Raw genomic sequence first — 11,191 nt, 5'->3', positions numbered from 1 at the left:
TGATGCGTCGGCACACCCGGCGTCGTGGCTCCCGGGCCGCGGCGATGATCGCGGCAACGGCAGTGGCGGCGGGACTGATGTCCGGCATCGGTACGAGCCCGGCATCAGCTGACCCGATCATCGATTCCAAGAGCCTGCTCGCCAACCCGGTCTCCGAGGACGGCTCCAAGATCGTCAAGGCCGAAGTGAAGGACTCGCGCAGTCTGCGACTGCACGTGTACTCCGCGGCCATGGACCAGAACATCATCGTCGACGTGCAGCGCCCCGCCGACGCCTCGGTCCCGCGTCCCACCCTGTACCTGCTCAATGGTGCGGGCGGCGGCGAGGATTCGGCGTCGTGGGTGGCCAAGACCGACGCGCTCGAGTTCCTCGGCGACAAGAACGTCAACGTCATCCAGCCGATCGGCGGCGCCTGGAGCTACTACACCGACTGGATCAACGACGACCCGGTCGTCGGGCGCAACAAGTGGAAGACCTTCTTCACCGAGGAGTTGCCCCCGCTGGTCGACGGCGCGCTGGGCACCAACGGCGTCAACGCGATCGCGGGCCTGTCCACCTCGGGCACCACTGTGCTCGCGCTGCCGATCGCCAAGCCCGGCCTGTACAAGGCGGCCGCGGCCTACAGCGGTTGCGCGCAGACCTCCGATCCCGTCGGCTCGGAGTTCGTGAAGCTCACGGTCGAGACCTGGGGCGGCGGCAACACCCTGAACATGTGGGGTCCGGAGGGCTCGGCGGAATGGGTCGAGAACGACCCGTACGTGAATGCCGAAGGTTTGCGTGGCGTCGATCTCTACATCTCCACCGGCAACGGTCTGCCCGGCCCGTATGACACCCTCAACGGTCCGTACGCGCTGCCAGGGGCCTACGGCCTGGCCAACCAGATCGTGATCGGTGGCGTCATCGAGGCGGGCACCAACTACTGCACGCACAATCTGGCCAACCGGCTCAACGAACTCGGTATCCCGGCGACCTTCAACTTCCGCCCCAGCGGCACCCACTCCTGGGGCTACTGGAAGGACGAGCTGAAGCTGTCGTGGCCGACGCTGGCTCGCGGACTCGGCCTGTAGACGGATCTTCTCTCGAACCGCCCCGGTAGCGAGTACGTCGCTGCCGGGGCGGTTCCATTTCTTCGACCTGCCCTCGACGTTTGCGAATTGTGGTTAACTTAGGTTGACTGGTCCAACCTGGTTCGCGTAACGGAAAGTGAGTGCATGGTCGCCGATCGCAGTGAGGCCGAACAGGCCCGCGAGCCGACGACCGCACCTGCCCGCGTCGTGCGCCGCAGACCGAAGGACCGCAAGATGCAGATCATGCGGGCCGCCGCCCGTGCGTTCAGCGCGCGGGGTTACTACCCGGTCGGCGTGGACGAGATCGCCGCCGAGGTCGGTATCTCCGGGCCCGCGCTGTATCGCCACTTCGCCAACAAATACGCGCTGCTCGTGGCCGCCGCCGAGGAGGGTGCTCGGGGTTTGCGCGATGTCGCCGCCGCGGCCGACGACCCGTCGCTGAGCCCGGAGGCCAGGCTGAACGCGGTGCTCACCGCCGTCGCCGAACGCAATATCGACATCCGTCGCGAGGCCGGGCTCTACCGCTGGGAACGCCGCTACCTCGAGCCCGATGACCGGGTGCGCATTCGCGCGTTCTATCGCGAACTCGAGTCGAACGTCGCCGCGCGGATCGCCGAGGTGCGGCCGGAGGCGAGCGCCGACGACGTGATCCTGCTCGCGGTCGGCGCGCTGAGTTCGCTGGCCAGTATCGCCGCGCACCGCACCACCCTCTCGCACGGACGCATGCTCGGGGTGCAGCTCCAGATGGCCTGGGCGATCGTGCGCGCCGAGTTGCCGCCGACGCCGGCGGAGGCCGAGCCCGACAAGCAGACCCGTGGGCTGCCGGTGACGTCGAAACGTGAACAGCTGCTCACCGAAGCGATCCGGATCTTCGGTCGCAACGGGTATCACGAATCGGGCATCGAGGAGATCGGCGCCGCCGTCGGCATCAACGCCTCGAGCGTGTACCGCCACTTCGACAGCAAGGCCGACCTGCTCGCGGCGGCCTTTCATCGCACCGCCGACCGACTCGCGGTCGCGATCGGCGAGGCGCTGGCCGAAAGCGACGACCGCGCCGACGCTGCCCGCCGCATCGCCGACCAGCACGCTCGCCTCACCTTCGCGACGCCCGAGATCATGCCGGTCTACTACGCGGAGTTCAGCAACCTCCCGCAGGCCGAGCAACACCGCCTGCGCGCCATCCAGCGACAGAACATCCTCGAATGGGCGAACCTGCTCGACGACGACCCGATCGAAGCGCGCTTCCGCGTGCACGCCGCCGTCGGCCAGATCATCGACGTCGGTCGCCTGCTGCGCTTCGACTCGCGCCCCGAACAACTGGCCCGCCTCACCGCGCTCACCGACGCGGTGTTGCTCGGCAGCGGCTCGGCGGACGAGAACTAGCAGGTCAGCCGCGGCCGTGGCGGAGGCGGAAGATCGCTCTCGCGGTCTGTAGGTGCCCAGGGCGACGGTCGAAGGTGGACAGCCGGATCGGCGCCCGGTAGCGCCTGCGGGCGATCGACATCGTGCGGCTGTATTCGTGCAGACCCTGCTGACCGTGGCTGTGGCCCTGGCCGTATTCGCCGACCCCGCCGAACGGCAGGGCTGGGATGCCGGTGAACGCGGTCGACGAGTTCACGGTCACCACACCCACTTTCAGCTGTTCGGCGATGAACTCGGCGCTGGGGATGTCGAGGGTGAAGATGGTGACGGCGATGCCGTTGCCCGCCGCGTTGACCCGGGTGACCGCGTCGGCCAGGTCGGCGACCCGGTTCACCACGAGCACCGGGCCGATGCCCTCGCCGGTGATCGCGATGCTGTCTTCGGGGACCTCGGCCAGCACGATCGGCTCCACATACGGGTCGCGGAACGAATCGAGTCCGCCCAGCACCGCGTGCCCGCCGTGGGCGAGCGCGTCGCGAACCTGTCTGCGCACCACGTCGACCTGGGCGGCATTGATCATCGGTCCGTAGGAGGCGCGATTGTCGGCGCCGGGACGCAGCTTGGCCGCCCGCTCCGCCACTTTGGCCAGGAAGTCGTCGAATACCGAATCGGCGACATAACAGCGCTGGATGCCGGAGGAGTTCTGCCCGGCGTTGGCCATCGCGCCGAACACCGCAGCCTCCGCTGCCGCGTCGAGCATCGCGTCGACGTGCACGATCATGCTGCCCTTGCCGCTGTTCTCCACCACCACCGGCGTGAGCGACTGGGCGCACAGGGCGATCACCTCGCGTCCGCGGGCCTCGGGCCCGGCGTAGGCGATCTTGTCCACCTCCGCTTTGCACAGGGCGGTCGCGGTCCGCGAATTACCGGTAACCGCCTGCAGTACGGGCTGTTCGGGCGAGACCGCGGCCCAGCTGTCGGCCAGCCAGGTGCCGACACCGGTACTGAGCTCGTGCGGATTGAACACCACCGTGTTACCGGCGGCCATGGCGTAGGCGATCGAACCCATCGGCGTGAACACCGGGTTGTTCCATGCGCCGAGCACGCCGATCACGCCCAGCGGCAGATAGCCGACGGAGGCGTGCTGATTGCGGGTGAACCAGCCGGTGGACAGGCGGCGGCGACCCAGCGTGCGCGCGGCGTTGCGGGCGGCCCAGTCCAGATTCTCCACCGCCAGCATCACTTCCAGGGTGGCGTCGGCCTCCGGCTTGCCGGTCTCGCTGCGCAGGATCTCCACCAATTCGCCTGCGTTGCGGGCGATCTGACGACGCCAGTCGAGTAATAGGCGCTTGCGCTCACCGAATTCCAGTTCCCCCCACCAGTTCTGGGTGGCCCGGGCGGTGCGCACCGCACGGGTGACCTCGGCGGTGCCGTGGACGGGATACTGCGCGAGCTGTTCACCGGTGCGCGGATCGAAGGCCGTGAGCACATCGGATCGACCGATCGGCGCGGCAGTGGAAGCCGACTCGACCATGGTCACCTCCCCACAAGATCGAACACGCCCGCGTGCGGGCCGGTGAGACGAGTGTTTCCCCGCTGTCAGCGTATGGGTGTGCGGCCCGGCCGACAAGGTCAACGCACTGCCCTTGCACTGCCCACGTGAGTAACGCCACTGGGGCAGGCGAAGGATGCCCCGGCAAACTGGGCGCATCGACGCGGACCTGGGCCGGGAAAACCGCCGGACCGGTAACATCGCGCCGAACGGTATGGATCACTTACCGGGAAGAATTTTTCCGCGTGCGCTCGTCTCGTTCAGGGCCGTGCGCACCCGGCCGATGGTGGAGAGTTGATGCCGAGTTCGATCTCAGTGGATTCGCCCGCAGGTGGCGTCGCGTCGCGCGACAGTGAACCCGCGGTGCTGGTGTCCGACGTGCGCAAGTCGTTCGGTGACGTGCACGCCCTGCAGGGCATCAGTTTCCAGGCCGAAAAGGCCAGTGTGCTGGGCATCCTCGGACCCAACGGTGCGGGAAAGACCACCATGGTCAAGGTCTTGTCGACGCTGCTGCGCCCCGACTCCGGCACCGCCGTTGTCGCCGGGCACGACGTGCTCACCGACGCCGCAGGCGTGCGTCGCTCGATCATGATGACCGGTCAGTACGCCGCCCTCGACGAGAACCTGACCGGCCGGGAGAACCTCGAGCTGTTCGGTCGCCTGATGGGCCTGACCAAATCGGCCGCCCGCAAGCGCGCCGAGGTGCTGCTCGAAGAGTTCGACCTGGTCAGCGCGGGTAAGCGAGCCGTGCGCAACTACTCCGGCGGCATGCGCCGTCGCGTCGATATCGCCTGCGGACTGGTCGTGCGACCGGAGGTGGTGTTCCTCGACGAGCCCACCACCGGCCTCGACCCGCGCAGTAGGCAGGGCGTGTGGGACCTGGTCACCGCGCTCAAGAACCAGGGCATCACGGTGCTGCTCACCACGCAGTACCTCGAAGAGGCCGACGTCCTCAGCGACAACATCATCGTCATCGACAAGGGCACCGTCATCGCGGAAGGCACCGCCGACCAGCTCAAGGCCAAGACCGGCGGCAGCTACTGCGAGATCGTCCCGCTGGACCTGAGCCGCCTCCCGGCGACCGTGCGGGCCCTCGGCGACCTGGTGCCCGCCGTCGTCGCCGCCGATATCGACGGCGCCGACAAGCTGTCCATCCCCGCCCCCGACGGCGCCGCCACCCTCGCCGAGGCGCTGCGCAGGCTCGACAACGCGGGCATCGACCTCGCCGACATCGCGCTGCGCAGGCCCTCGCTCGACGACGTGTTCCTGTCGATCACCGGTCACTCGGGCGGCCACTAGTGAGCGTGTCCACCCCCGCGGCGAACACGTTGTTCGCCGAGCTACCCGCTGTGCACCCCAGCAGTTTCGCGCAGTGGCGCGCGCTGACCGGGCGCATCGTGCGCACCATGGCCACCAAGGGTGAGCTGATCGTCGCGGTGCTCACCCCGCTCGTGGTCACCGTGGCCTTCTACCTGCCGTTGAAGTACGTGATGCAGGTCCAGGGCATCGACTACGCGCAGTACGTGATGCCGATCGTCGTACTGCAGACGATGGCCATGACGATGATGTCGAACGCACAGCTCGCGGCGTTCGAAGCGCTCACCGGGTTGAGCACCCGACTCCAGACGATGCCGATCGGTTCGCTGGTTCCGCTGATGTCGCGGATCTGCGCGGGTCTGGTGCGGTCGATCGTCTCGCTGATCGCGACCGTCGCCTACGGCTATGTGATCGGCTTCCGGTTCACCGGCGGTTGGTTGCAGGCGCTCGCGTTCTGCGGATTCGCGCTGGCCGTCGGCGTGGTGCTCACGCTCGGCGCCGACGCGCTCGGCAGCCTCACCAAGAACCCCGAGGCGCTCAGCCAGGCCCTCACCCTGCCGATCCTGATCTTCGGCATGATGTCGACCGGGTTCGTGCCGGAGGCCAGCTTTCCGGCGTGGGTGCGGCCGTTCGCGCGCAACCAGCCGATCTCCCAGTTCGCCCAGACCCTCAGCGATATGGCCGCGGGCCATCTGAGCTGGGCAGGCACGTGGGTGTCGCTGGCGTGGCTCGGCGGACTGGCTGTTTTCTTCCTCCCACTGGCTGTGTGGGCGAGTGTGAGGCGATCATGACAACAATCGAGAAGTCGTCGGTCGAGGAGGCCGCGGCCGACCTGCCGGTGGTGCATCCCAAGCCGGAGAGTTCGGTGTCGGTGTGGTTCACCCACAGCCTCATCCAGACCAAGCGGCTGCTGATGGTGTGGTTGCGTGACCCCTCGACGACCATCCAGACCATCGCCTACCCGGCGGTGACCCTGCTGATGTTCCGCATCGTGCTCGGTGACTCCATCACCGCGGCCACCGGCGCTCCCAGCATCTACGGCCAGGCCGCGCTGCTGACCCTGGTCGCGGCCATGACCGGCGCGGTGGTGAGTGCGCTCGGGTTCAAACGGGAGAAGGCATCGGGACTGCTCAGCCGGTTCTACACGATGCCGCTGAACAAGGCTTCGCTGCTCACCGGTCGGCTGCTGGCCGAGATGCTGCGCATCCTGATCACCACGTTGATCGTGTTGCTCGTCGCGGTGCCGCTCGGCTTCCTGTTCATGGAGGACCCGCTCGCCAATATCGCGCTGGTCCTGGTTCCGGTGCTGTTCGGCATCGGGTTCGCGGTGATGGTGACCGCCCTGGCCACGATCACCGAGGGCGTCATGCTGATCAGCCTCATCGGCATTCTCAATACGCTGCTGATGTTCTTCAACACCGGCTTCGTTCCGGTCTTCGCCTACCCCACCTGGTTGCAGGACGTGGTCGCGAATCAGCCGATGAGCTGTGCGATCGATGCGATGAAGGGGCTGTCCTACGGTGGGCCGGTCGCTGAACCGCTGCTCAAGACCGTCGCCTGGACGGTGGGGATGGTCGTGGTCTTCGCCTACCCGGCGATCGTCGGCTACAAGAAGGCCGCCGAGTCGTCCTGAGACCGTCGCATGCTGATCGCCGTCACGAACGCTGTGGCGGCGATCCGTGCGTTATCGGCTGGGTGAGTCGGCGCCTGCGGGTGCGAAGGGGTAGTCCACCCAGCGGTCGCGGTTGGTCCAGCCGACGAGGTCGTAGCGCCACCGGAACGGCCAGGTGTGGGCGACGGTGTTGAACAGGGCGGCGCCGAGCGCGGAGTAGTCGTCGTGGGCCGAGAGCAGCGCGCGCTGGCGGCGTTCGGATTCGGTGAAGAAGGCGTCGAACATGGCGATGGACTGGTCGGTGGTGAGTCGACCCAGACCCCACAGGCCACGCATCCGCATCCAGTACACGGCCCTGGCCCGCCACGGCCACAGCGCTTCGATCGGATTCTCGCCGCGCTGCACCGCGGCGACCGCGGTGTCCGCCAGCGCGAGTGAGTCGGCCACGCTGTAGCCGGTGCACGGGTGCATCATCCCGCCGCGCGAGCCGAACGGCACCGCCACCGCGGTGCCCTTCTTCGGCGGTGGCTGATCCAGGGGGTAGTGGGCGGCCTCGTGCGGTTCGTCGCCGGTGAGGGTGATCCCGTGGGCCGCGAGCCTGGTGAGGGTGCGCTTGCGCAACTCGTGCTGCGGCATCCCACCGCGCAATCCCAGGCTGGTTTCTTCGAAGATCACCGTGCCGTCCCCGAGCGGCACCGCGTAGAGGAACGACGGCGGCTCGTCGGGGCCCGCGCCGTTCTCCGGCCGCCAATCCAGCAGCAGCCCTTCGCCTTCCGCGACCATCGGCGCCGCGGTCTCGGCGTCGACGAAGATTCCGTGGGCCGAGGCGGCCCTGCGCTTGCCCAACGTCGGCAGCCCCCGCGTATCGAACACCGCCCCCGCCGAGATCACCGTCCCGTCCGCCAGCTCCACCTCGTGGGCGTCCACTCGCCGCGCCCGATCCGCGAAGACGGTCGCGTCGTCCAAGGCCAACGCCGCGTGCAGCCCCGCTTTGGAGAGCACGCAATACGGCCGCTCGATCCGATGTTCGCCTGTGGTCCACACCGTCGGCGCCGCGATCCGCTGCGCGATCGCACTCGCGGGCAACCACGCCGGCAACTCGTCGATCCAGCAGGAGAAGGTCGGCGGGAACAACCGCTCCGGCCGCGGATCCACCGCGGCCACTCGCAACCCGGCCACCGCGGCTCGATGCGCCAACCCCCGCCCGGTCGGCCCCAGCCCGACCACGCAGATATCGAATTCCCGCACAACACTCACGTCCGCATTCAATCGGCCCCACCCGGCACCACGCAAGCACCAGTGACCCGGTCGTCACTCGCCCCGATGCTGCCCTAGTCCTCCAAGGCCAGGGCCTGGCGCATCGTCAGGCGAGCCTGGGTCTGCATCAGCGAGCGGCGGTAGATCTTCTCGGCGACGACGACGATCGCGTAGGTGGCGACCGCCATCAGGGCCAGGGCGATGAAGGGTTCCCACCAGGCGGCGGTGCCCTCGGCCAGGCGGGCGGGCATGGCGACGATGGACATGATCGGGATATAGGAGCCGATGACACGGGCCGTGCCGGTGAGGAAGATGCCCGCGAACAGCACGATCATGATGAGCAGCCCGAGCGGAGTCGAGGTGGACTGGAGGTCTTCGCTGCGAGTGGCGAGCGCGCCCGCGACGGCCCACAGGCTCGCCAGGGCGAGGAAGCCGACGAGGAAGAAGACGATGAACCAGCCCGCGGCCCCGGCGATCTGGCCCAGCTGAGCACCCTTGCCGGTCGCCGCCAACCCGACCAACCCCGCCCCGACGAACAGGGCCAACTGCGCGAACGCCAGTGCCGCATTGCCCACGACCTTGCCGATCAGCAACTGCCGCAACGGCATCGCACTGGCCAGGATCTCCACGATGCGATTCTGTTTCTCCTCGACCACACTCTGCGCGATGGACATGCCGAACAGCACCGACGCCAGATAGAAGAGGAACGCGAAGACGAACGAGACGATCTTGGCCAGGCCCGGGTCGATCGCGCCCTTCTCCAGCAGGTCGTAGGTCACGGTCGCACCGCGGGCCAGCTCGTCGAGCGAGACGCCCGCGACAGCGGCATTGCGCTGCAACGCGATCTGCTGTGCGGCGGCGGTGATGTAGGTGGTGGCGTTGTCGTCCTCGGCGGTCTTGCCGATCAGCTGCCATCCGCTGGGGTCGGCGGGTACAAGGCCCACGTCGACCTCGTCCTCGCGGACCAACTGCTCGACCGCTGCCTGGTCGGCGACGGGTCGCGCGATGAAGCTCACGTCGGTCCCCGCGTTCGAGGCCAGGGTGTTCGCCGTCTCGAGCACGACCGAGGTGTCCGTACCGGTGATCGCCACGTCGATCTTGTCGGGCCTGCTGCTGAGGTACCCGGTGAGAACCAGCGACGCGAGGATCACCACCAGCGTCACCACAGTCGAGATGACGAAGTTGCGGTCACGCAGCTTCACCGCGATCTCCCTCGCGGCCACGATCCGCCACACGCCGTTCACGCTGTCACCTCCCGGTAGATTTCGGCGACCGTCGGCCTGGCCTCGGTGAACTCGCGCACCGACCCCCGCGACAGCGCCTCCTTCAGCACCCCGTCGGTGCCGCCGCCGTCGATCTCGAACAACACACGCGGCCCGACACTCTCGACCACGCGAATCCCCGGATAGTCCCGCAGCCACCCCGCATCACCCTCGAGCACCAGCCGATACCGTGAGCCACCGCTGGACCGCAGCTCGTCGACCGAGCCCTGCCCGACCACCCGGCCCGAGGCGAGCACCACCAGCTGATCGCACAGCTGCTCCACCAGATCCAGTTGATGCGAGGAGAACAGCACCGGCACACCCTGATCGGCGTACTCGCGCAGCAACTCCACCATCGAATCCACGGCTACGGGGTCGAGCCCGGAGAACGGTTCGTCCAGGATCAGCGCCGTCGGCTGCGCGATCACCGCCGCCGCGATCTGGACGCGCTGCTGATTGCCCAGCGACAACGATTCGAGCTTGTCCTTGCCGCGCGAGCCCAGATCGAACCGCTCCAACAGGGTTTCGGTGCGCGCCTTCGCCTCGTCGGCGGGCAGCCCACGCAAGCGGGCCAGGTACACGAGCTGGTCGAACACCGGCTGCTTGGGATAGAGCCCCCGCTCCTCGGGCATATATCCGAACGAGCGCCGATCCAGCTCGGTCACCGGCCTGCCTGCCCACCGGATCTCGCCGGACTGAACGGCCAACACGCCCATGATCATTCGCATCGTGGTGGTCTTGCCCGCCCCGTTGCCCCCGACGAATCCGGTCAGCGCGCCGGGCGGGACCGCGAACGACACATCATCGACCGCGACGTTGTCCCCGAACCGGCGCGTCACATGGGCGACTTCCAACATCGGACTCCCCGTCTTTTGTGGCCTGAGCCACAACCGTACCGATGCAATGGTTCCCGCGCCGGGATCAGCGCGGCGAAACCCAGGTGGTGATGTCGGCGTGCACGACCTCGATGCCGCTCTTGTCGTAGATCGAGACGGGGACTGTGAGTTCCTGGCCCTTGGTGATCGCCGAGAAGTCGGGGATCTCGTCGAGTTTCGCCACCGCGCGCAGGCCCGATTCCGCCTTGGCCAGGTACTGGACGTTCATCGACTTGGGGATCCAGCGATGGGTCGTGGGAACGGTGGCCTCGCTGAGCATGCCCATCGCCACCTCGGCGAGGTTGCAGGCCGCGATCGCGTGGAAGGTGCCGAGGTGGTTGTGGATGCCGAACCACTTCGGGGAGGTCACCTCGCAGACGCCGGGCTCGAGGCGAACCACCTGGGGGAGCACGGTGCCGAAGTAGGGGACCCGGGCGACCATGCCGAGCGAGAACAGCGCGTGTCCGATGCGGTTGTCGGGCAGCTTCTTCCAGCCGCGGAAGGTCGCGGTTTCCTGTGTCATGGTTGCTATCTTACTCAGAAGTAAGGTGGCGGGGAACCCTCCGGTGACCAGCGGGGGCGACGAGCCAGCTACCATTGCTCGGTACAGCCCAGCCGGCGGTGCGGTCCAGGTAGTAGCCCCTGTGGTGGCGTGATCGATACCTCATGACCCCCGATTTGAAGGACGTCGTCGGCATGGTGCATACTGTTCGGGTTGCCTTGCGCAGGATCCCCAACTCTTCGGAGCGGATGACCTGAGCAAGGGGAGCAGTAGTTTGTATCTCGCCGGTTCGCCGGTGTGGATACGTTCGGAACCACGCACTTCCGGCCCATGGTGAGTAACTGACCCGGGTCGGAGATTAAGAGTTAGGGCGACACGCCCGACC

General features: G+C 67.6%; 10 protein-coding genes. 5 read left to right on the top strand and 5 right to left on the bottom strand.

Features of this window, described 5'->3' with window-relative positions:
* The first annotated feature begins 44 nt into the window (after positions 1 to 44).
* Both ASD42_RS19090 and ASD42_RS19085 read left to right on the top strand, forming a co-directional pair.
* A complete protein-coding gene (locus tag ASD42_RS19090; RefSeq protein WP_056819268.1) occupies positions 45 to 1,067 on the top strand; it encodes an alpha/beta hydrolase in 1,023 nt (340 codons plus the stop codon).
* Positions 1,068 to 1,211: 144 nt separating this feature from the next.
* Positions 1,212 to 2,450, top strand: a complete 1,239-nt coding sequence (locus ASD42_RS19085; RefSeq protein ID WP_056818503.1) for a TetR/AcrR family transcriptional regulator — start codon at positions 1,212 to 1,214, stop codon at positions 2,448 to 2,450.
* A gap of 4 nt (positions 2,451 to 2,454) precedes the next feature.
* Here ASD42_RS19085 and ASD42_RS19080 read toward each other — a convergent pair whose 3' ends face one another.
* Positions 2,455 to 3,963 carry an aldehyde dehydrogenase family protein gene (locus ASD42_RS19080; protein ID WP_056819267.1) on the bottom strand — a complete coding sequence of 503 codons (1,509 nt, stop codon included), beginning with the start codon at positions 3,961 to 3,963 and terminating at the stop codon, positions 2,455 to 2,457.
* A 315-nt stretch (positions 3,964 to 4,278) separates the two neighbouring features.
* On the opposite strand from ASD42_RS19080, the gene ASD42_RS19075 reads away from it, so the two are divergent.
* From ASD42_RS19075 to ASD42_RS19065, 3 genes are read left to right on the top strand one after another with little or no spacing between them, the layout of a single operon-like run.
* Positions 4,279 to 5,280: a daunorubicin/doxorubicin resistance ABC transporter ATP-binding protein DrrA gene (locus ASD42_RS19075; protein WP_056818502.1), complete on the top strand. Its 1,002-nt coding sequence runs from the start codon at positions 4,279 to 4,281 to the stop codon at positions 5,278 to 5,280.
* Positions 5,280 to 6,089, top strand: coding sequence for an ABC transporter permease (locus ASD42_RS19070; RefSeq protein ID WP_056818500.1), 810 nt, complete (start codon positions 5,280 to 5,282; stop codon positions 6,087 to 6,089). Before ASD42_RS19075 ends, ASD42_RS19070 begins: the two co-directional genes overlap by 1 nt.
* Complete coding sequence (locus ASD42_RS19065) at positions 6,086 to 6,931, top strand: ABC transporter permease (protein WP_056819265.1); 846 nt, start codon at positions 6,086 to 6,088, stop codon at positions 6,929 to 6,931. Before ASD42_RS19070 ends, ASD42_RS19065 begins: the two co-directional genes overlap by 4 nt.
* A 51-nt stretch (positions 6,932 to 6,982) precedes the next feature.
* On the opposite strand, the gene ASD42_RS19060 is transcribed toward ASD42_RS19065, so the two are convergent.
* The 4 genes from ASD42_RS19060 to ASD42_RS19045 all read right to left on the bottom strand — a co-directional run bounded on the left by ASD42_RS19060 (position 6,983) and on the right by ASD42_RS19045 (position 10,827).
* A complete protein-coding gene (locus tag ASD42_RS19060) occupies positions 6,983 to 8,167 on the bottom strand; it encodes a lycopene cyclase family protein (RefSeq protein WP_056818498.1) in 1,185 nt (394 codons plus the stop codon).
* Positions 8,168 to 8,241: 74 nt separating this feature from the next.
* A complete protein-coding gene (locus ASD42_RS19055) occupies positions 8,242 to 9,411 on the bottom strand; it encodes an ABC transporter permease (RefSeq protein ID WP_056818497.1) in 1,170 nt (389 codons plus the stop codon).
* Positions 9,408 to 10,286, bottom strand: coding sequence for an ABC transporter ATP-binding protein (locus ASD42_RS19050; RefSeq protein ID WP_056818494.1), 879 nt, complete (start codon positions 10,284 to 10,286; stop codon positions 9,408 to 9,410). The genes ASD42_RS19055 and ASD42_RS19050 overlap by 4 nt, the downstream gene beginning before the upstream one ends.
* Positions 10,287 to 10,350: 64 nt before the next feature.
* Positions 10,351 to 10,827 (bottom strand): hotdog fold domain-containing protein, encoded by a 477-nt coding sequence (locus ASD42_RS19045; protein WP_056818492.1) that lies wholly within the window; start codon positions 10,825 to 10,827, stop codon positions 10,351 to 10,353.
* Between the last annotated feature and the right edge of the window lie 364 nt (positions 10,828 to 11,191).

This window comes from Nocardia sp. Root136 (genome assembly GCF_001427185.1).
In the GTDB taxonomy this organism is placed as follows: domain Bacteria; phylum Actinomycetota; class Actinomycetes; order Mycobacteriales; family Mycobacteriaceae; genus Nocardia; species Nocardia salmonicida.
The sequence above is the reverse complement of the archived record's forward strand: the minus strand, read 5'-3'. Positions and strand labels throughout refer to the sequence as shown.

Coding starts and splice junctions, on each gene's coding strand:
- ASD42_RS19090 (WP_056819268.1), top strand. CDS start 45: ATGATCGCGGCAACGGCAGTGGCGGCGGGACTGATGTCCGGCATCGGT.
- ASD42_RS19085 (WP_056818503.1), top strand. CDS start 1,212: ATGGTCGCCGATCGCAGTGAGGCCGAACAGGCCCGCGAGCCGACGACC.
- ASD42_RS19080 (WP_056819267.1), bottom strand. CDS start 3,963: ATGGTCGAGTCGGCTTCCACTGCCGCGCCGATCGGTCGATCCGATGTG.
- ASD42_RS19075 (WP_056818502.1), top strand. CDS start 4,279: ATGCCGAGTTCGATCTCAGTGGATTCGCCCGCAGGTGGCGTCGCGTCG.
- ASD42_RS19065 (WP_056819265.1), top strand. CDS start 6,086: ATGACAACAATCGAGAAGTCGTCGGTCGAGGAGGCCGCGGCCGACCTG.
- ASD42_RS19050 (WP_056818494.1), bottom strand. CDS start 10,286: ATGTTGGAAGTCGCCCATGTGACGCGCCGGTTCGGGGACAACGTCGCG.
- ASD42_RS19045 (WP_056818492.1), bottom strand. CDS start 10,827: ATGACACAGGAAACCGCGACCTTCCGCGGCTGGAAGAAGCTGCCCGAC.